Consider the following 21,093-nt stretch of genomic DNA (forward strand, 5'->3'; position numbering starts at 1 on the left):
ATTTACTCACCGTCCTTCAGTATTAATCGTGAACTGGAATTTTAGTTGTATAGCTTTATTATTAATGTATTTCCCGTTCCACTCCGTCTTCAATCACAACGCGAGAAATCTTATTATGTCATTTGAGAAAGTGGCCAATTAAATAGAATTGATGAAGATAAGCCTCGAATACATCTTCATCTTATCCAACTCCTATAAACACAAAAAGGCTAGAACATTTATATTATAAATGTTCTAGCCTCTCACAACCTTGTAATAGTTGTATAAACTTATGAAATATAGTTGTATGAGCTTGCTTGGCTAGCTGAAATAGTACGTGTTGATACTACGCCAGGTCCGCCATTATAGTTCATTTCAGAAACTTCTACTGAACCATCACTGTTTACGTTCTCAACATATGCCACGTGGCCATATGCGCCTTGAGATGTTTGCATAACTGCTCCAGCTTTTGGTGAATTACTTACTGAATAACCATCTTGTGCTGCTGCAGTTGCCCAGTTATTAGCGTTACCCCAAGTATTACCGATGTTACCTGCTTTTTCATATACGTAGTACGTACATTGACCTGCAGTGTAAAGGTTAGCACCTGAACTTGATTTACCAGCAAATGCTTTTGTAGTTGATTGTGATGTTGGTGCATTTTGAGTTGTTACTTTAATATTACGATCTGATGTTGTGTAGCTTGCGCCTAAGCCACCGCCATTGTTGTTGTTTGCAGTATATGATTGTGTATTATTTGTAGTTGCTTGCGCATTATTGTAAGTGTAGTTGTTGTTTGATTGAGTATTATTTACTGCTTGATTGCCACTATTTTGTTGACCACCTTGTTGAGCTTGAGATGGGCTCCAGTTACCTTTCCAATCATAATGGTAGTTACCTTGTTGATCGATTGTGTAAGTGTAGCTGTATGAATATTGGTCATTTGGATTGTATCCATTATTGTTTTCAGCTGCTTGTGCATCGTGATGTGCTAGTCCGAATGTTGCGATACCTGCTGTTGCAATTGTAGCTGTTGCGATTTTTTTCATAATTAAAAATCCTCCTATAAAGTTTGAACAAAATTTTATCTCGTGGCTATCTGTAGTTTATAATTTCTTAGTCTCTTTGACTTAATTTTTTCTCGCTAAATAACGACAAGACATACTGTATCAAACAAACAAGGTTTTGTGGGCTATTTCATGAGTTTGTAAATGAATCATAATAATCTAACTCTATTTGTAATGAATGCAATAGAATTTTACAGATACTAAAAGACTACTATGACAGTGTTTATATCTGTTTATCAATTTTCATCATTACAGCGACTGTAATATATCTGATAATTAAATAAATGTTTTATTTCATGTGAATCGGGAAACGAAGAACTTTTTTAGAGGCTAACATTTCTAATAATTATGTTTTAAATTCATCCAATTACTTCTATATAAACGAAGTTTTTATGTAAAAAGTTGGGAGCCTCGCCAGAAATCTAATATTATTTCATAGATTTCTGATGAGACTCCCTTTTTTCTATATATATTGCTTTTCTTTTAAATAGTTAAGTATATGTTCAACTGATGCTTCTACGCTTTGTTGTTCTGTATTAATAGTAATTTCTGGATGATTAGGCGCTTCGTATGGTGCACTAATACCAGTAAATTCTTTAATTTCGCCTGAACGCGCTTTTTCATAAAGACCTTTAGGATCACGTTTCTCACATTCTTCCACGCTACATTCTGTATAGACTTCGATAAATTCGCCCTCTTCTAATATAGCACGTACATCATCTCGGTCTTGTCTATAAGGCGAGATAAACGCGGTAATCGCAATCGTTCCAGCATCAACTAATAGTTTGCTGACTTCGCCAATGCGACGTATATTTTCTTTACGATCTTCTGGACTAAACCCTAAATTTTTATTCAAACCATGGCGTACATTGTCACCATCTAGACGATACGAATGTTTACCTTGTTCAAACAAAGCCTTTTCAAGTGCTACTGATACAGTTGATTTTCCTGAACCAGATAATCCTGTAAACCAAATAACAACACTCTTATGACCATTTTGCTGTTGTCTATCTGCTTTCGTTACTTCAGAATCGTGCCATGTAATATGACTAGATTGACTCATTTTATATTCCCCCGACTTAATTTTGTTTTAACCCTTTGATTAAGACTTCTGCTACTTCTGGTCTTGAAAATTCAGTTGGTAAAGATTCACCATTGCGTAATTTTTCTCTTACTTTTGTACCGCTTAAATGCACATGTTCAGAGGCATCATGCGGGCAAGTTTTAGCTGTAGCCATGTTGCCACATTTTTTACAATAAAACGCATGTTCAAATTTTAAGATTTGAATATCTAATTCATCCTCAAATTGAGAAATAAGCTCTTGCGCTTCATACGTACCATAGTAATCGCCTACGCCTGCGTGATCACGACCGACAATAAAGTGAGTACAACCATAGTTTTTGCGGACTGTCGCATGCAAGATAGCTTCACGTGGGCCAGCATAGCGCATAGCAGCTGGATAAATGACTAAACGAGCTCTATCTTTAGGGAAATAATTACTTAGAATCGCTTGATAACTTTCCATACGTACATCGGCAGGAATATCATCGGCTTTAGTTTCACCTACTAATGGGTTAAGTAATAGCCCATCTACAATTTCTAACGCAGATTTTTGAATATATTCATGTGCACGATGGACTGGATTACGTGTTTGGAAACCGACAACTGTCTTCCAACCAATATCGTGAAATAATTGACGTGTTTCTGCCGGATCTAAATGATAGTCTGTGAATTCATCATGTTTAGGTCGATTAAGTAATTGGATAGGGCCAGCCAAATAAACATTGCCTTTCTCATAAACTTTCTTAACGCCTGGATGAGCTTCATCTGTAGTGCCGTACACGTTTTTAGCTTCTTTTTCTTTGTCATACGTATACTTTTCTTTAAGTTTTAATGTTCCGTACAACTCTCCGTCTTCACCATAAAGAGCAATATCGTCATTAATATCTAAGTTATTTGCTTCGGCTTCTGTTACGGGTAACGTAATAGGGATACTCCATACTAAACCATTTTCCAGATGTGTATCTTCAACAACTTTAATATAGTCGGCTTCTCCCATAAACCCAGTTAGTGGACTAAACCCACCAATACCGATTAATTCTAAATCAGAAATTGCCCACGGATTTAAAGTAAGTGACTTATAAGATTGTGCTGCTTTAATTAAACGTTCACGTTCTTCCCCTTCTATGACGCGATTAATAAGTTCTCCTCCGTGTGGTTTAATTGTGTTATGAATAATCTCTTCATGTGTTGCCATAATTTGATAACCCCTTTTCCAATTAATTTGATTCGTTTACTCGGTTTTATTTGTAAGAAAAAGACAATTTCTTGTTTCGAATGACTGTAATAATCACTAAAATCACAATTGCACAAATAATCGCAAATCTTACAATATTAGTAATGACCTCGTCTTTCACAAAATAAGTCATTAAGGCATTGCTATTGGTGAAGATAATTAATCCACCTACACAAATAGCCAAAATATTTATCGGTAATACTTTTGTTAAATAGGCTGAAATAGGTGCAGCCACCATACCCCCAATGCTTAGCGCAATGACAAACCACCAATTAATTTGTGTAATACCTAAAAAGATAATAAAACTAAGCGATGTTGATAACGTAACAAAGAATTCACTGGCCGATACTGTACCAATCGCATAGCGCGGTTGAATTTTATGGCTAGCTAGCAACAATGGAGTGTTTACTGGGCCCCATCCTCCACCACCAATCGCATCTAAAAATCCTGCAATCGCACCTTGAGGTACAAGTTTAACGCCACTTACCTTGCCAATATGCGTATGAAATTCTTTTTTACGTTTGAATAAAAATTGATATAAAATATAGACGCCCATTGAGAGTAGAAATAATGCAATATAAGGTTTAATATACTCGCCATGTATTTGAGTGAGTAAACCTGCGCCTATAAAACCACTAATTGCCCCTGGAATAGCTAGCTTTAACATAGTAGGTTTATGTACATTTTCAAATTTCCAGTGCGATGTTCCTGACGCTGCTGTAGTAGCTATTTCCGAAAAGTGCACGGTTGCCGATACAATAGCAGGTGCAATACCATACGTTAATAATATAGATGATGATGAGGCACCGAAACCCATTCCGAGTGAACCATCAACAAGTTGGGCTAAAAATCCAGCTAATGCAAATATAAATAATTTTCTCATATATCACATGACCCCTTATCCTCAGCTTGTGATTGGAGCCATCGCATGAATTCAAGTTGTTTATCTTCATCTAAATATTCGTCAGACACAATTTGTTGTAATAGGCGTTGCTTTCTAGATGGCTCAATTGTTAATTCTTTAATATACTGTCTACTTTGATATAAAAATTCAATATACGTTTCATAGTTGTCGTTATACATGTCATTTAAGGTTGATATAATTTGGGAACCTAACTTTGGACTAGCACCATTGGTTGACACACTTATCGTTAATCGTCCCCGTTTTAAAATACTAGGAAAAGTGACATCTCCAGCCTTTGCATCTGCTGCATGGTTAAGCAATGTACCATAAGACAAAGATGCTTTCACATAATCATTAACGTCAGATTGATTCGTCGCAATCACTACTAGATATGCATGTTTAATATCTTGAGGTTCGAATTGCTTTTTACTCCATGTGAGATGTCCATTTTCTAGCAAATTCTGTAATTCCGAAGTGATAGTTGGACTAACAATATGAACATAGGAACAATATTCAACTAGTGTAGTTGCACGTCGGGTAGCTACTTTTCCGCCTCCGACAATGACAATCTGTTTATCATTTAAATCAATCATAAGTGGCATACTACTCATATCGTTCCCCCCTTTATGTTCTAATGTGGTAATATCTTACGCTTTATTCACTAAGGTAGAATCTGTAACTTGTTCTTTAAACCAGCTGATTTTTTGACGCATGTGAACAACATCGCCCACGACAATCATTGCTGGGTTTTTAATTTCCGAAGCGCGTGTAACAATATTACCTAAGGTGCCAACTACCGTCTTTTGTGCATCTGTTGTTCCTAGATGAACTAATGCTACTGGTGTATCAATACCTTTACCATGTCGCACTAATAATTCACAAATTTCGGCTAGACGTTTAACGCCCATATAGATACATAATGTTTCTGGCCCTTGTGCTAAATGTTGCCAATATGTTTCTTTTGACATCCCTGGTTTATTTACAGCCGTCACAAATGCTACTGAAGAGCTATAATCTCTATGCGTTACTGGAATACCTGCATACGCAGGGGCGGCGATGCCTGACGTTACTCCTGGCACTATCTCAAATAGGATTTGATGATGTGCTAAGATTTCCGCTTCTTCTCCGCCTCTTCCAAAGACGAATGGATCTCCGCCTTTTAAACGAGTGACAACATGGCCTTTTTTAGCCAAATTTACCAACATTCGATTCGTTTCTTCTTGTGGTAAAGAATGCTTATTAGGATCTTTACCGCAGTAGAAGAATTTCGTTGATGGTTCAGCTAGGTCTAAAATATCTTTGTTGACCAAACGATCATATAGAATAACGTCGGCAGCTTTAATCGCTTTCATGCCTTTAATTGTTAATAAATCAGGATCTCCAGGTCCTGCTCCTACGAGATACACTTTCCCCATCTTGTCACCCCACTTTATTGACTTCTTTTTAATGTTAACTATGGAAATCTTGTCCACCATGAACTTTAGCTACGACACCTGAACGGATAACAAAATCGCCAAAGTGTTCGCCTTCGAGACGTTCTTTTCCATAATCGATTAAAATTGGTCGTAAACTTTCAAGAATTTCTTGTTCGCCAATATTTTCTTTATACAGTTTGTTTAAACGGTCACCTTTAAAGCCTCCACCTAAATACATGTTGTATTTACCAGGCGCTTTACCTATAAAGGCAATTTCAGCTAGTGCAGGTCTCGCACAACCATTCGGACATCCTGTCATACGAATCGTAATATCTTCATCATTAACACCAGCTTCATCTAATAAATCTTCAATCTTTGAAATAAGTGAAGGAAGATAGCGTTCTGATTCAGCCATAGCTAGACCACATGTTGGGAAAGCAACACACGCCATAGAATTACGTCTTAGGCCAGTATAATTTTTGCCGTCTGTTAAACCGTATTGGTCGATGAGACCTTGTATTTCATCTTTCTTCTCAGGAACTACATTTGCGATAATTAAATTTTGATTTGGAGATAATCTGAAGTCGCCCGTATGTGTTTCTGCGATTTCTCGCAATGCCGTTTTTAATTTATAATCTTCTGTATCTTTGACACGTCCATTTTGGATAAACAAAGTGTAATTCCAAATGCCTTTTTCACTTTCAATCCAACCTAGACGATCGCCGTTATGTTCGAATTCGAAGTCTCTTGCCTCTTGAATATTCCAACCTAATCGTGAATTAAGTTCTTCGACTACCTTTTCAACGCCTAAACGATCGACCGTGTATTTGAAACGTGCATTCTTACGATTCTCACGATTGCCGTAGTCGCGTTGAATCGTTAATATCTTTTCACAAACATCTACTACTTTATCTTTAGGAATAAAGCCAGCTAAGCGACCAACTTGTGGGTAGGTATCTGTATTACCATGTGTCATACCCATACCGCCACCGATTGTTACGTTGAAACCGACTAATTGATCATCTTCAATGATACCGATTAAACCAATATCTTGAGAGTAGACGTCAATATCATTAGTTGGTGGAACTGCAATACCAATTTTGAACTTACGTGGTAAATATTTCTTGCCGTACATTGGCTCTACTTCTTCTGAAGAATCGAGCACCTTTTCACCGTCTAGCCAAATTTCGTGATATGCATGGGTTTGTGGTAGTAAATGATTACTTATTGCTGTCGCATAGTCATTAATTTCTTTATGAATACTTGATTGGTAAGGATTAGGATTACACATTGTATTACGGTTAACGTCCCCACATGCCGCAATCGTATCAAGTACTGAGTCATTGATTTTTTTCATTGATGTTTTTAAATTTCTTTTTAAAATGCCGTGAAACTGGAAGGTCTGGCGTGTGGTCAATTTCAAAGTATGATTGGCATACTTGTTTGAAATATCGTCCATCGCAATCCATTGTTCTGGTGTTGCTTTACCACCTGGTAGACGAACACGAATCATAAAGCTGTATGCCGGTTCAAGCTTTTGTTTACGACGTTCGTCACGTAAGTCTCTATCATCTTGTTGGTAACTACCATGGAATTTTAATAGTTTCGTGTCATCGTCTGAGATGGCACCAGTCAACGGGTCTGCCAATCCTTCTTCAATTGTGCCACGTAAATAGTTACTCTCATCTTTTATATATTCTAAAGCGTCAAGTTTGTGGTCTAATTCATCTGAAATTTGCTTGTTTGATTTAGCCATTAAGTACCACCCTTTCTTTAGTACACATCGCGTTGATAACGTTTATCTTTTTTCATTTGTTTTAAATAATCTTCTGCTTCTTCTTCAGACAAGTTTTGTTCTTTCACTAAGACGTTGCGAATCGCTTGATGTACATCTTTAGCCATATGTTTCTCATCGCCGCAAATATAAATTGAAGCGCCATTTTGAAGCCATTGGTTAAATTCTTCACTATGCTCTGCAATGCGATGTTGTACGTAAACTTTTTCATCTGTATCACGTGAGAAAGCGACATCCATTTTGCCTAGAACACCGTCTTTCAACCACTCTTGCCATTCAGTTTGATATAAGAAGTCAGTTGTGAAATGTTGATCTCCAAAGAATAACCATGTGTTACCTTTAAAGCCACGTTCTTCACGTTCTTGCATATACGCTCTAAATGGAGCCACGCCTGTACCAGGACCAATCATAATGACAGGTGTATCACCCTCTGTAGGGAATTTAAAGTTAGGATTACGTTTTAAGTAAATTGGCACTGTATCGCCTGGTTGAATCCGCTCTGCAAATTGTACCGAGCAAACACCTGAGCGTTCACGGCCATGCGTGTTATATCTTACTGCTCCTACGGTAATATGTACTTCATCTGGCAACGCTTGATAACTACTTGAGATTGAATACTCTCTAGGTGGCAATTTTCTAAGCAATTGATATAAGTTCTCTGGTTGTAATTCAGTTGTCGCGAAGTCATTTAGTAAGTCGATGAAGTCACGACCTTCGATATAGTTTTGAACCCATTCTCTATCTTCTGTTTTTTCTGATAGTTCATCATTGTCGAAGAACGATGCCGCATTGAGTAGTAATGGTTTTGTTAATTTTGTGATTTCAAAATGAGACGTCAACGCTTCCTCTAATGATAGAGTGTCCCCTTCGTCTGTGATTGGAACTTGTTCATTTGGATCCCAACCAAGTGTACTGATTAATAAATCAACTAGAGCTGGATCGTTTTGTGGTAAGACCACTAAACAATCGCCAACTTCATATTCTTCGCCAAAATTGTCTAATAAGAATTCAATATGACGTGTCTCTTTATTAGAACCTTGACCGTTTAAGTTAATATTTTCTAATACTTCTGCTTCGTAAGGATTAGCTTTAGAGAATTTCTTTTCTTTCGCAGATTTAATAGATTCGCTTACTACTTGTTCACTTTGTGTGCCTTTCGTTTCTGTATCAATCGCCTTAATGACGTTAGCCATCCACTTTTCAGCGTCTTCTTCGTAATCGACGTCACAATCAACTCGTTCATAAATTCTTTCGGCACCTAGTTCGCCAAGCTTTCTATCAAAGTCGCGACCAGTTTGGCAGAAGAATTCATAGGTTTGGTCACCTAACGCTAGAACTGAGAATCTGACACCTTCAAGTTTCGGTGCTTTTCTACCATGGATGAACTCATGTAATTCAGCAGCATTATCTGGTGGGTCGCCCTCACCTTGAGTTGACGTTATGATAAATAAATCTTCAACGTTTTTAAGATTTTTAGCTTTAAAGTCGTCCATCGCTTTTAACGTTACCTTATGCCCAATGTTAGATAGACGTTCTTCAAAGATTTCAGCTAAGCCTTGCGCATTACCTGTTTCAGAACCATAAAGTAATGTAATGGCACGTTTTTCAGGTATCACTGTAGGTTCGTTCTGTTGAAGCATAGCTTCAGTACTTTCTGACAGTACACCTTCTCCCGTCGTGCTATTTTGCGCTTGTGATTGAGTTGAAGTTGGTGCATTAGTTGAAAATTGTTGATTTGCAACTAAATAACCACTTAGCCAAACTTTTTGTTCTGGTGTGAGTGTTTGTAGTAATTCATTAATTTGTGTGGCTTGCCCTTCTGTAAAGGGACTATTAGTGACACTTAAATTCAATCGTATCCACCTCTTATTCCGTAAAAATAATCTTCTTCTATAAATAATATACTACTTTTATTATATAAGAAATACGAGAAGACTAAGACATTTATAATTTGTGCTTTGAAAAACCGATAAACGGTTTCCCAAACTTATGTTATCTACCTAGCTCTCGTATTTCATAATCCAATTTTAAAACCTATCAGAATACTAGGTTTTATAATCAAAAATTTTGACCTTATAGTTTAAGGTTTATCTGCAACATGTAATCCACATTCCGTCTTATCAAAGTTTGACCAACGTCCTGCTCTAGAATCACTTGAATCAAATACAGGAGAGGTACATGGAATACAACCAATACTTGGGTAATGTTGATCATGTAACGTATTATAAGGCAACTCGTGTTGCTTAATATAATCCCAAACTTCATCCTCCGTCCAATAAATTAACGGACACACTTTAATCGATTTAAAACGCTCGTCTTTATTAATAAAGTTTGTATTAGCACGTGTGGGTGACTGCGCACGACGTAACCCCGAAACCCAAGCCACTGCCCCACCTAAGACCTCTTCTAATGGTTTAATCTTTCTAATATAACAACATTGGTTCGGGTCATTCTTCCATAAAGCTGGATTGTATTTATCAGCTTGTTCTTCTAGCGTTAAATCCGGTTTCTTCATTTCGATGCGAAGTTGTGGATACTTTTCCTTTACTCTATCGATTAGATCATAAGTTTCTTGAAAATGTAAATCAGTATCTAGAAATACAATTTGTGCATCTGGTTTAATTTGAGAAATTAAATCAATAAGTACCATACTCTCTGCGCCAAAACTACATGAATAAACGATGGAATCACCATATGTGCTATAAGCCCAATTTAGAATTTCATAGGCTCCTTTAGTTGCGTCGTTACCTGTTATCGAATCAATGAAAGGGTCGCTCTCAAAGTTCTCATACGTAATTTTCTGTACTGACATAAACTTATGATTCCCCCCTGAAGTTCACAAATTTATTGAATAAATCCTATCAGAATTGTCAGAATAATATGCTAATACTTTACCATTTTTAGATAGAAAGTCAAGGCAATTTGATAAAGTTCATTATTTTATGTAATCGATTTAAATAAACAAACTCGAAGTATTTTATAGTTAAACGAAAAGGAACAGTGATAACAAACTAATGTTACTTTTCATTAGAAAAAATTAAAGCTTAATCTTAATTTCTAATATCATACTTCTTAACTAAAAAAACTAACATCTAATCAGGCATTTACCTTAGATGTTAGTTTCTCTTTATCAATTTTCATCACGGTTATGATAACGCATTTGTTGACGATAACCATATGTGCTTTCTTTAATTAATTGGTCATTTAATAAACCTGCACCAATAGCACCAGCTACGGTTGAAATTGAAGCTGCAAACCATGGAATACTTAAGTATAAATCAAAGCCGGCTGCTCTTTTCAATCCTACTTGTTGCCCTAAAAAGCCTGGCGGTAACAAGACAAGTTCCGCAATTAAGAACAACGTATAGAGAATAATATAATAGATAATAATTGCAGCAAACAAGGTCATTACCGTGGTTAGGTTATATAGCCATGTAAGTCGCTTATTATCACTATTTTTAGTGGATTCCCATAAGTCATGAGATAACATAACCCATATCAACATACCGATAATGGCAATTACTGAAATGCCAAATAGACGCCACATTGAGAATTCCATACTCATTTGCCACATTGTCGTGAATATAAGACCAAATGCGCCAGTGGTAAAAGCGATGGCCACGATATTACTTAAACTCGCCATCATATTTAACGGATTATTCGCAAATGTCATCCCACTGACTAGACGAATCATGCCTGCAGAACGTGAATTGGATAAGTAACGCAAATGATAGTTTTCCGTTTCTTCTAAATACACTTCTGTTTTATCAATTTTTGATAATGGGAATTGTTTATTAATCGCATATTTGACGTCATTATCTTCATCATACTCTTCATGACGTTCTTCAGAGTGATGTACCTCATTAATAATGGCTACGATTGATCGTTTAAAACGATTTTTAACAGGACGCCAACCAAACGCTGGGTATGAGAAGATAGCTGCACCATTTTTCTTATTAATATCTAGCGCTAACACACGTTGGTTATGAAACATTGGTAAATCTGTTACTGCCACAACATAGTCCCATTTTCTCTTATCGTGATAATCTTGTATCTTCTTAAAGATTTTCTCTACAGATTCGGCATAACCAGTAAGAGGATCAACCACGAGGTCGACTTTCCAGTCATGTTGATTATTATTTTGTTCTGATAAGATGTTAGGGATATCGTCCACTAAACTCTCGGCTAATTTTTCAGTCACGCCAGGCGCTACTACTAAGCCAATAGTCTTTTCTTCACTCATGATTCATCCTCCTCTCTGTGGTCTTGTTTTTTACCTTCATATTGTTCTTCATCTTTTGTTTGCTTGTTTGAAGCTGTTTGTTCTACTTCTTGTTGCGTTTCATCTTGTGCTTTTGATTGACGTTCTTCTTTTTCTTTTTCCGCTTCTTTATAACGGTGATATTGACGATAAGAATACATAATCTTGCGTATTTTCTCCTCATTCTCAACCGTAGAGCCCATTGCTCCGGCTAATAGGCCTAATGAGGCTACAAACCATAATAATTTTACATAATTTAGAAAAGTAAAATCTGCATTCGCACTCGTCCAACTATTGAATAAACTCACAGGTACAAATAATGAAATACTGATTGCTAATAAGATATACAGAATCACATAGTTCATCACTGTAATAATGATTAAAGTGAGCACGGTTGCACAATTATAAATATAACGATAAACACGTTGTGATTTAGCAGTCTTACGTTCACCTAATTGGTGCGCATAAAACAACCATCCAGCCATACCTATAATCGCAGTAAGCATTAAAATAATAAATCGAAGCGGTGAATATTGCACACTTAACTCCCATGGCATCGAGAAGATGGACACATAAGTTCCAGTCGCAAAAGCCACGGAGATAATCTTTTTAAAGTTGAAGATTGTCTTCCACGGTTCATTAGCACGGGTTAACCCTAAAATGAGTTGTAACCATCCTAAAATTAAAAAGCGATTAATATAACGTCGTTTCGAACTTTCGTCTTCTCTTGGGTCAACAGCCTCTGGACGAACTAGCGGATGTACTTTCGGTCTCTCTTTCGTATTATTACTATAGAGTTGTTCGACTAAAGTAGCGATGCTATTCACTAATTTACGTTCTAAATCTATCCACCCAAGCGACGGTAATGAAAGCATAGACACTTGACTCTCACTATTGTAATCACTAATGACTACCTTATTTCCAGAGATACTGGGTAAGTCAGTAATACATATGACAAAGTCCCACTCATAACGTTCTTTCATCTCAGCAGCTTTATCTATACTTTCATACACATCTTCCGCCGAGCCGATTAACAAGTCTACTTTACTTTCAAAATTCCATTGTTGACTATCATCGATACGCTGATGCAACAACTGTTGAATCTTAGGCACTGCTTTATCTACTAGTTTATGCGCCACGCCAGGTGACGGTATTAATCCAATAGTATACGCCATCATTTCCCTCCTTTCTTATTGTACTATTTGTTTTATTTAAGCTAAGAACTTCATTTTCAAAAAGTATAAAGTATACGAATATATCAAATCATTGAATAAGCGTAAGCTCTACTATATATAATTGCAAACATTTTTTATTATCAAATTAGTTAATATAATTATATTAATTGAAATCTTCTTAACTTTAAGCACACTTAACTAAATAGCCTTGACTTATTAAATTAAAACTTATAAATTGTAACTATAGTATAAATATATGCACTAGGGGTGTTTTTGAACTGAGATAGAGCATAGCTCTAAACCCTTTGAACCTGAACTAGATCGTACTAGCGTAGGAAAGTGTGGGATAAATTTTAGATAACTCTTGAGATGTGACAAATTTGTCAACTCTTTATATAGACGTATAACATCTACTATTTACGCAACTTTCCACTAGTGAAGGTTGCGTATTTTTTTACTGTAAATGAGATGTACGGGAGGTACGAGATACATGGCTAGAACAGTATTAGTAACAGGAAGTAGTCGCGGTTTAGGAGCGACCATTGTTAAAACATTGGCTGAACAAGGCTTCCAAGTCGTGATAAATTACCACAATAGTAAGGAGGCGGCTGAACAGATTGCTTCTGAGATTGGCGAGAAGGCTATTGCTATTCAAGCTGACGTCACACAACGTGAAGACGTGGAACGTTTAGTTAAAGAAGCGACAGCGAACTTTGGCCAAATTGATGTAGTAGTCAATAATGCGTTGGTTAACTTCAAGTTTGATCCGGTTGCACAAAAAGCGTTTAAAGATTTAACTTGGGACGATTATCAACAACAAATTGATGGTACATTGAAAGCTGCTTTTAACGTTACGCAAAGTGTAATACCTCAATTTATCGAACGTGGCGCTGGTAGTGTCATTAGTATTGGTACTAATTTATATCAAAACCCTGTCGTACCTTACCATGAATATACGACGGCTAAAGCTGGGTTAATTGGCTTTACACGTAATGTGGCAGCCGAATTAGGACAATACGGCATCACTGCTAACGTTGTGTCTGGTGGCTTATTAAAGACGACAGATGCGAGTGCAGTAACAACACCGGAAGTATTTGATTTAATCGCGCAAACAACACCACTACGTAAAGTAACGACACCTCAAGACTTAGCTAATTTAATTGCATACTTAAGCACAGAAGCGGCTAGTGGTATTACTGGTCAAAATATAACAGTTGATGGTGGTTTAACGATGAATTAACCCACCAATAAAAATGACTGATTTCAAATTGGAGTGTTTATGTAGCTATGCCTAAAGATAATCATCATTTACACATAGGTATTTTAATTTATAGTTGTGGTCATCACCAGGCCGCTTGGCAACACTCAGACTCTAGCATTGAGCGCGTTGGAGATGTGACCTATTATCAACATCTTGCTCAACTATCAGAGAAAGGATTATTTGATGTCGTATTCTTTGCCGATAACCAATCATTTAATCCCGGCTTTACTACTATGCCAAGCTTTTGGTTTGATCCACTGATTAACTTAACAGCAATTTCGCAAGTAACCCAACATGTTGGCTTAGTACCCACTATTTCGAGTACATTTTCAAATCCATTTACGGTAGCACGACAACTCTTAAGTCTCGACCATATTACTGGTGGTCGCGTCGGTTGGAACCTTGTTACCTCTATGACCGATTTAGAAGCTCAGAACCATAGCATGCCTGCTTTACCTGACCATGCTATTCGTTATGAAAAGGCTGACGAATTCGCTCACGTCATGAACGGTTTGTTTGAATCTTGGTCTACGGATGATTTTCAACCTAATCGTGAGCAAGGTACATTAATAGATAATTCAAATATTCAACCGCTTCAACATAAAGGCAAATATTTCCAAGTGCGTGGACCATTAACTACCCCACAAAGTCCACAAGGTAAACCCGTTGCAATGCAAGCAGGTGCTTCAAAGCAGGGTATTGCTTTAGCAACGAAATATGCCGATGCTGTTTACTCAGTATCTTGGAATATTAAACAAGCACGCCGTTATCGTGAACGCCTAGATGCTGAAATGGCGAAAAACACTGTAAATCCTAGATATATAAAAGTATTTCCCGGGTTAGTAACTTATGTCGGTCGGACACACGAAGAAGCTTTAGAAAAGAAAGCGGAACTCTATGGATTATTATCTGTTGAAACTGCTCTAAAACAACTTAGTTTCTTCGTCCAACAAGATTGTAGTAAGTGGGAACTTGATAAACCTGTACCTAAACTACCCCCGGTGGAAGAATTTAGTGGTCCCGTAGGTCGCTATGAAACAATACTTGAAATGATTAACGATACACAGCCTACCGTACGTGAATTATTAGGCTACTTAAATGCTGGGGGTGGCCATTTAACTCTTATTGGTACACCAAAAGAGATTGTTGACGAAATGGAGTATTGGTTCAATGAAGGTGTGGCAGATGGTTTCAACTTAATGCCACCTTCACTCCCCCATAGTTTAGAAGACTTTGTAGAACTGATTGTACCTGAATTACAACGTCGTGATTTATATCGTACAGACTATTCAGGACATACCCTGAGAGATCACTTAGGGTTAAATTAATTAAACAAATTACAGATATTCATTATTATCCAAACAGACATTCATTTATCCAATTCATTTATCCAAATCCATATAATAGAAATTAACGTAAAGGCGAAGATGCTAAATTAGGGGAGCGGGACAGAAATCTAATGAAATTTCTAAGATTTCGTAGTCCCGCCCCGGCAAGGTTGACTAGAAATGAAGAAAGTACAGATTGGACGTATCTTCATTTCAGTCAACTACTGCCAATCACAGCCTACTACCATAAAAAAAGTGGGACGAATTATCGTCCCACTTTTACTATATCAATGATTAGTATTTGTAATTATATTTTTTAGCAAGAACTATGATAAAAACATTAACATTAGAAAGTAATTTATCTAATGAACTTTATGTATAAGATAACTTGAGAAATTTATTATTTTAAAAATGATAACGTTAAATTATTTGTATATACGTAGTATTGTGAGCGAGACTTCTGAGGGAGCAGTGCCAGTAGAAGACCGGGGCCCCAAGTTTTAATTTGGGGTAGGCTGAGACGGCACCCTAGAAAAGCGAGCTAAACAATACGGAGTATTGGTATATATCAATATAAATAAAAAAGTGGGGCGAATTATCGTCCCACTTTTAATATATCAATGACTAATATTTGTAAGGGGCATTGTCTTTTTTATCTTTTAATTTTTGAGTTTCATCTTGTAAAAAGTCGTTGTCACGGTGATGATCTTGATGTTCATTATTAGTATTACCAAATTCATGATTATCTTCATTATATCGATCGCTACGACGGAAATGATTGTCTTCGTCATAACCTTGAGAACGATCTGCATCATTAAAATGACGTTCTTCATTATTGGCTAAATTTCTACCTAAGTCGTTGTTATCACGGTGATCATGGTCGTCACTTACATCGTGGCGATCTTTTTCTGATGTCCAATCTGTATTGTTTTCACGTTGGAAGTCATTATCATTAGAACGATGTAAGTCATCACGATGATTTGAATCACGATAGCCATTATTAATATTTTCACGTTCGACATGACGGTCATGATTATCTACATTACGACGGTCGTCTTGATGGCGGTCATCATATCTATCATTGTAGTCATGGCCACCGTTATTATGACGACGATTGTCATAGTCATTGTCATAACGATTGTTATGGTCATTATTGTGACGATTATCGAAGTTATTATCATGACGGTCGTCATAAGCACGGTTATGATTGTCATAATCACGATTATTATGATTGTGGTTATGATCATCGTATTTACTGTCATTTGCGTAATAGCGGTTATCGTAATCTTTTTTCTTACCTTTTCTTACTAATAACATAATACCAGCAACAATCCATAAAACAACACTAATCCAGTTAGATGCTAGGGCAATAAAGCCAGCAATAAGGATTAAAATACCTGCAATTTTTGGTGCTTTACTAATTAAAAGACCACCAATAATTGCTAAAATTAGCGGAATAATCGCACCCCATGTGAAGAAATTGATTACACCACTTAACGCGTCAAAACCTTGATTAATATCTGATGTAGATATTTGTTCACCTTGTTTTTGCGCTTCTTTAACCATTTGATCTTTGAAACTGTCGTTGCCTAAAAATGGTTTAGCAAGTAAAAATAGTATAGCTACTAATGCTTGTAGGACAACGCCCACCCATGTAAGAATATGTTCAACTGTGCGTTTAATCTTATGTTGATGTGTATTTCCTGATGTTGCGTACTCATTTGAGTAATTAGCCATATTTACGCCTCCTTTTTTTATTTCATACCCTACCGTTAGCTAGGTTACACTTATTTTTAAAAAGTATAACTAATTTTTTATAAAAAATTTAAGAATAACTATTCACAATAAAATAATATATACGAGATGTAATCCAGTACATTAAGGCATAAATAATGATAACGGCGACAATAACCCCAATATAACTTGTCGCAAAAACACCTACATTATTAATACTTAGAATGCCTAATGTATTGAAAATCAATTTTGAGGCAAATAAAACATGAATCGTGGCTACAATAATAGGCAAGATAAAAATCCACATAATTTGGCTATTAATCGTTGCTTTGATTCTCTCTTCTTCAATACCTACCTTTTGCATAATTTGATAATTTTGTCGGTCTTCGTAACCCTCCGCGATATTTTTGTAGTACATTACTAAAAACGTACCTAGTAATAAAATTATGGATACTACAACACCAATAAATATTAAACCACCATTTATCTCATAGAGCGATGCGCCTGTTCCTTCTTTACTTTCAATTTGCGCAATATACTTTTTGCTCAATTGACCACTTACTTTATCGAAATGCGATGTATCTTTCGTCATAATATTAAAGTGAATAAATGAACTTGTTATTTCTTTTACATTATGATCATCGTTTTTATCTTTATTCGTATAATAATTTATAATATGTTGATAGCTGGTACTATCTGGTGCCACGATTGTTAAAGCTCCAGGCACAGGTAATGAATAATTATAGCCCTTCAGTTGTTTAGCAGTAAAAGTTTCACCCATTAACGTCACATTATTTAATTTTTTAAATAATAAACTATCGCTACTTAAGCCTATCTCATTAGGCTTCAAGTGTGCTTTCTCAGTATTCAGCTCATTGTAATCATGTTGCGTCATAATAATGAGGAAAGTACTTTTTAACCCTGTAGAATAAAATTTATTCTCTCTTGGGAGTAATATACCATTTGAGCCATAATCTGCCGCTATCATACTCACCGTATTTGTTCTAAAAAAGTCTACCTTAGCATGTTTTCTAATATCCTTTTCAATGTGCTTCGCTTTCGTTTGAACTTCTTTATCATTATGAATATCACCATTTAACGTTACTCTATATTGTGTTGCCATAAGGGTATCTACACGTTGTTCTATCCCTCTATATGTCGAGACACTCATTCCTAACGTGACAATTAAAAAGGTACATAACATCGTGATACTTGCTAGACCTACCGCATTAGAATTCATTCTTGAACGTAACCCAGATATTGTGAAAAAGTATTTCGGATTATAGTAAATTCTCGGTAACCGTTGGAGCCAATCAAGAAGTAGTATGCCTAATGACATAAATAAACAGTACGTACCTATCATGACGAGTAAAATAGCACCAAATAAATTAAAGAGTGACCGAATAATCAGTTGATCGCTTAAAGCAATTTGATAGCTTCCAATTAATGTGCTTAAACCAATAATAAATAATACATATAACACAGGTGTCGGTATTCTTTTTTCTATCTTTTGGCGTTGTGTAATTAATTTAATTGGGCTTTGGAATAGAATTTTTATATTATTGAGGCTAAATAGGAATAACATGACAAACGCAAGTATCAATAACATATAGACCATAGCTCTAAAGTTAAAAGGATAATCCATAAGTGACATGCCTGTTTGTTGCATTAATTTATTTAATAGCATAAAAATAAGGGCACCAAATAAGTAGCCACCTGTGATACTTAACACGGCAATAATAATATATTGATATATCATTTCCATAAACATAATGATGCGGAAGTGCTTCTTTTCCATACCTAAAATCATATTCATAGCGAGCTCTTGTTGTCGCCGTTTCATCATGAAGCGGTTCGCATATAAAATAAATATAAATCCTAGCATACACATAAAGATGTTTCCCATTGCGACAAACCCGGGCAATGATTGGCTACGTTCACGTACATACGCATTCATATTGAGAGATAAAAGAATAAATTCCGTGCCAAACATCACGCTTAACGCTAGGATGAAAGGTAGGATAACATGGCGTTGCATTTTGAAGTTTTGTACAATCATCTTCCCTAACATGCGTAACGTCATCTTAGTCCCCTCTTTCATTTAGAATTGCTAAACTGTCGGCTATCCGCTTTTGAAAATCATGGCGCGCTTCTTCTCCACGATAAATTTCATGATACAATCGTCCATCTTTAATAAATAACACCCGCTTCGCATAGGAAGCATCTACTGTTGAATGTGTGACCATCAGAATCGTTTGATCATTACTATTAAGTTCTCGGAAAAGGGTCATAATATTCTTAGACGTCTTAGAATCAAGAGCACCAGTTGGCTCATCAGCAAGGAGAAGATCTGGCTCATTAATCAACGCCCGACCAATAGCAATCCGCTGTTGTTCCCCACCTGAAATTTGAAAAGGATACTTATTTAGTAAATCTTTAATATTGAGTTCTTCACTCAGTTTCTCTATTCGCGTCTCCATAACTTTATGAGAACGATTAGCTAAGACAAGTGGCATCAACATATTATCTTTATTCGTCATTGTAGGTAAGACATTGAAATCTTGAAAGACAAAGCCTAGGTTATCGCGTCGAAAATGTGCCACTTGTTTATTACGTAAATCACGCACATCTTGATGATTAATAATAATGCTCCCCTCAGTAGCTTTATCAAATGTAGCAATTAAGTTAAGTAAGGTAGACTTCCCAGAACCAGACTCCCCCATGATAGCTACGAATTCACCCTTATGTATATTAAATGAGATACCATTTAGCGCGGTCGTTGCATTTAACCCTCTGCCAAAGACTTTTTTCACATTTTTAACATCTAATAATATCACTTCACTTCTCCTCTCTTTGAAAATTAACTTCACTATTCGTCCTTATATAAGCTTTTAATTCTATAATAAAATAAAAAAGAGCCAACAACATTGATATTTTCTTACAAATGTCGTTGGCTAACTTACAATATTGAAAGTTTAAGTAGTATGTGGAAAATGAATACTAAAACGCGTCCCTTTACCTAGTTCAGACTGTACGTCTACTTTATGATGTAAATGACGTGAAATATGTTTCACAATAAAGAGACCAATACCACTCGATTTATCATTCAAACGACCATTGTACCCTGAATATCCTTTATCAAAGATTTTAGGAAGATCGGCTTGACTGATACCTACACCGTTATCACGAATTGATAAGGCGTTAGTGTCACTGTCAAAGGTAATCCAAATATCTTTACCTCGCGCATATTTCAATGCATTATTGAGAAGCTGTTCAATCATAATCGTACACCACTGAACGTCTGTAAGCACTTCCGCTTCACAACGGTCATAGTGAATCTTAGTTTTTTGGTCGATGAATTGAATCGAATATTTCATAATTAACGGACGGACGAGTTCATTAATCGTTACTTTTGAAAAGGACATATCCGTTTCTTGATTCATCAATTTTAAATAGCTTAATGCCAAACTCGTATAATTATCAATTTGGATAATCTCTTGCCGTACCCTGTTCACGACATTATCTTCATTGCGCTCTAATAATAGCTTCGAAGCGGTAATCGGCGTCTTGATTTGGTGCACCCACGTTAAAAAGTAGCTCTCCACATTGGCTTGATAGTCAGTTTGCGTACTTTTCACACGTTGTAACTCTTGTTCTAATTCAAGTTTAGTTTCTTTTAAATTTTCTCGTTCTATAAAGCCACTTAATTTTACAAGCCAGTAAATAACCATTACAAATGCAATAATCGCAGCTCCTAAGAAAAACACCCCAAATGGTAAATCAAATAAGAAAAAGATAAGACCAAATAATAATAAAGTAATGACGATAATAATCAATTCGTTAACAATAGATTTAATAAATGCTTTTAACATCACAC

General features: G+C 36.1%; 17 protein-coding genes and 1 riboswitch. Of the genes, 2 read left to right on the forward strand and 15 right to left on the reverse strand.

Going from position 1 to position 21,093, the window contains the following annotated elements; all coding sequences use genetic code 11:
* Positions 1-269 precede the first annotated feature (269 nt).
* The 11 genes from CD147_RS06090 to CD147_RS06140 all read right to left on the reverse strand — a co-directional run bounded on the left by CD147_RS06090 (position 270) and on the right by CD147_RS06140 (position 12,893).
* Positions 270-1,028: a CHAP domain-containing protein gene (locus tag CD147_RS06090; protein WP_103166531.1), complete on the reverse strand. Its 759-nt coding sequence runs from the start codon at positions 1,026-1,028 to the stop codon at positions 270-272.
* A 481-nt stretch (positions 1,029-1,509) separates the two neighbouring features.
* Positions 1,510-2,109 (reverse strand): adenylyl-sulfate kinase, encoded by a 600-nt coding sequence (gene cysC / locus CD147_RS06095; protein ID WP_103166532.1) that lies wholly within the window; start codon positions 2,107-2,109, stop codon positions 1,510-1,512.
* A gap of 16 nt (positions 2,110-2,125) precedes the next feature.
* Positions 2,126-3,304 carry a sulfate adenylyltransferase gene (sat, locus tag CD147_RS06100; RefSeq protein WP_103166533.1) on the reverse strand — a complete coding sequence of 393 codons (1,179 nt, stop codon included), beginning with the start codon at positions 3,302-3,304 and terminating at the stop codon, positions 2,126-2,128.
* Positions 3,305-3,350: 46 nt separating this feature from the next.
* Positions 3,351-4,226, reverse strand: coding sequence for a sulfite exporter TauE/SafE family protein (locus CD147_RS06105; RefSeq protein ID WP_103166534.1), 876 nt, complete (start codon positions 4,224-4,226; stop codon positions 3,351-3,353).
* Positions 4,223-4,858, reverse strand: coding sequence for an NAD(P)-binding protein (locus CD147_RS06110; protein WP_103166535.1), 636 nt, complete (start codon positions 4,856-4,858; stop codon positions 4,223-4,225). Before CD147_RS06110 ends, CD147_RS06105 begins: the two co-directional genes overlap by 4 nt.
* Before the next feature lie 36 nt (positions 4,859-4,894).
* The gene (cobA, locus tag CD147_RS06115) at positions 4,895-5,662 is read right to left on the reverse strand and encodes a uroporphyrinogen-III C-methyltransferase (protein ID WP_103166536.1); all 768 of its coding nucleotides are present in this window, start codon (positions 5,660-5,662) and stop codon (positions 4,895-4,897) included.
* A gap of 34 nt (positions 5,663-5,696) precedes the next feature.
* Positions 5,697-7,418, reverse strand: coding sequence for an assimilatory sulfite reductase (NADPH) hemoprotein subunit (gene cysI, locus CD147_RS06120; protein WP_103166537.1), 1,722 nt, complete (start codon positions 7,416-7,418; stop codon positions 5,697-5,699).
* A 17-nt stretch (positions 7,419-7,435) separates the two neighbouring features.
* Positions 7,436-9,310, reverse strand: coding sequence for an assimilatory sulfite reductase (NADPH) flavoprotein subunit (locus CD147_RS06125; protein ID WP_103166538.1), 1,875 nt, complete (start codon positions 9,308-9,310; stop codon positions 7,436-7,438).
* Positions 9,311-9,537: 227 nt separating this feature from the next.
* The gene (locus tag CD147_RS06130; RefSeq protein WP_103166539.1) at positions 9,538-10,269 is read right to left on the reverse strand and encodes a phosphoadenylyl-sulfate reductase; all 732 of its coding nucleotides are present in this window, start codon (positions 10,267-10,269) and stop codon (positions 9,538-9,540) included.
* Between the two features lie 318 nt (positions 10,270-10,587).
* Positions 10,588-11,700 (reverse strand): 5,10-methylene-tetrahydrofolate dehydrogenase, encoded by a 1,113-nt coding sequence (locus CD147_RS06135; protein ID WP_103166540.1) that lies wholly within the window; start codon positions 11,698-11,700, stop codon positions 10,588-10,590.
* On the reverse strand, positions 11,697-12,893 hold the full coding sequence (locus tag CD147_RS06140) for a 5,10-methylene-tetrahydrofolate dehydrogenase (protein WP_103166541.1): 1,197 nt from the start codon (positions 12,891-12,893) through the stop codon (positions 11,697-11,699). Before CD147_RS06140 ends, CD147_RS06135 begins: the two co-directional genes overlap by 4 nt.
* Before the next feature lie 253 nt (positions 12,894-13,146).
* Positions 13,147-13,248, forward strand: a riboswitch (TPP riboswitch).
* Positions 13,249-13,383: 135 nt separating this feature from the next.
* Here CD147_RS06140 and CD147_RS06145 point away from each other — a divergent pair.
* A complete protein-coding gene (locus tag CD147_RS06145; protein WP_103166542.1) occupies positions 13,384-14,133 on the forward strand; it encodes a 3-oxoacyl-ACP reductase in 750 nt (249 codons plus the stop codon).
* 47 nt (positions 14,134-14,180) lie between these two features.
* Positions 14,181-15,482, forward strand: a complete 1,302-nt coding sequence (locus CD147_RS06150) for an LLM class flavin-dependent oxidoreductase (protein ID WP_103166543.1) — start codon at positions 14,181-14,183, stop codon at positions 15,480-15,482.
* Between the two features lie 624 nt (positions 15,483-16,106).
* Here the strand turns inward: CD147_RS06150 and CD147_RS06155 are convergent.
* The 4 genes from CD147_RS06155 to CD147_RS06170 all read right to left on the reverse strand — a co-directional run bounded on the left by CD147_RS06155 (position 16,107) and on the right by CD147_RS06170 (position 21,088).
* Complete coding sequence (locus CD147_RS06155) at positions 16,107-17,219, reverse strand: DUF4064 domain-containing protein (protein WP_103166544.1); 1,113 nt, start codon at positions 17,217-17,219, stop codon at positions 16,107-16,109.
* A gap of 88 nt (positions 17,220-17,307) precedes the next feature.
* A complete protein-coding gene (locus tag CD147_RS06160; RefSeq protein ID WP_103166545.1) occupies positions 17,308-19,299 on the reverse strand; it encodes an FtsX-like permease family protein in 1,992 nt (663 codons plus the stop codon).
* A 1-nt stretch (position 19,300) separates the two neighbouring features.
* Positions 19,301-20,050, reverse strand: coding sequence for an ABC transporter ATP-binding protein (locus CD147_RS06165; RefSeq protein WP_103166562.1), 750 nt, complete (start codon positions 20,048-20,050; stop codon positions 19,301-19,303).
* A 141-nt stretch (positions 20,051-20,191) separates the two neighbouring features.
* Positions 20,192-21,088 carry a sensor histidine kinase gene (locus CD147_RS06170; RefSeq protein ID WP_103166546.1) on the reverse strand — a complete coding sequence of 299 codons (897 nt, stop codon included), beginning with the start codon at positions 21,086-21,088 and terminating at the stop codon, positions 20,192-20,194.
* Positions 21,089-21,093: the final 5 nt, after the last annotated feature.

Origin of the sequence: Staphylococcus devriesei, from assembly GCF_002902625.1 — a bacterium.
GTDB classification, from domain to species: Bacteria; Bacillota; Bacilli; order Staphylococcales; family Staphylococcaceae; genus Staphylococcus; species Staphylococcus devriesei.

Bases quoted from the DNA above. Each gene is read 5' to 3' on its own strand.
- CD147_RS06150 (WP_103166543.1), top strand. From the start codon at position 14,181: ATGCCTAAAGATAATCATCATTTACACATAGGTATTTTAATTTATAGT.
- CD147_RS06135 (WP_103166540.1), bottom strand. From the start codon at position 11,700: ATGAGTGAAGAAAAGACTATTGGCTTAGTAGTAGCGCCTGGCGTGACT.
- cysI (WP_103166537.1), bottom strand. From the start codon at position 7,418: ATGGCTAAATCAAACAAGCAAATTTCAGATGAATTAGACCACAAACTT.
- sat (WP_103166533.1), bottom strand. From the start codon at position 3,304: ATGGCAACACATGAAGAGATTATTCATAACACAATTAAACCACACGGA.
- CD147_RS06160 (WP_103166545.1), bottom strand. From the start codon at position 19,299: ATGACGTTACGCATGTTAGGGAAGATGATTGTACAAAACTTCAAAATG.
- CD147_RS06155 (WP_103166544.1), bottom strand. From the start codon at position 17,219: ATGGCTAATTACTCAAATGAGTACGCAACATCAGGAAATACACATCAA.
- cysC (WP_103166532.1), bottom strand. From the start codon at position 2,109: ATGAGTCAATCTAGTCATATTACATGGCACGATTCTGAAGTAACGAAA.
- CD147_RS06170 (WP_103166546.1), bottom strand. From the start codon at position 21,088: ATGTTAAAAGCATTTATTAAATCTATTGTTAACGAATTGATTATTATC.
- CD147_RS06110 (WP_103166535.1), bottom strand. From the start codon at position 4,858: ATGAGTAGTATGCCACTTATGATTGATTTAAATGATAAACAGATTGTC.
- CD147_RS06130 (WP_103166539.1), bottom strand. From the start codon at position 10,269: ATGTCAGTACAGAAAATTACGTATGAGAACTTTGAGAGCGACCCTTTC.
- CD147_RS06145 (WP_103166542.1), top strand. From the start codon at position 13,384: ATGGCTAGAACAGTATTAGTAACAGGAAGTAGTCGCGGTTTAGGAGCG.
- cobA (WP_103166536.1), bottom strand. From the start codon at position 5,662: ATGGGGAAAGTGTATCTCGTAGGAGCAGGACCTGGAGATCCTGATTTA.
- CD147_RS06090 (WP_103166531.1), bottom strand. From the start codon at position 1,028: ATGAAAAAAATCGCAACAGCTACAATTGCAACAGCAGGTATCGCAACA.
- CD147_RS06105 (WP_103166534.1), bottom strand. From the start codon at position 4,226: ATGAGAAAATTATTTATATTTGCATTAGCTGGATTTTTAGCCCAACTT.
- CD147_RS06140 (WP_103166541.1), bottom strand. From the start codon at position 12,893: ATGGCGTATACTATTGGATTAATACCGTCACCTGGCGTGGCGCATAAA.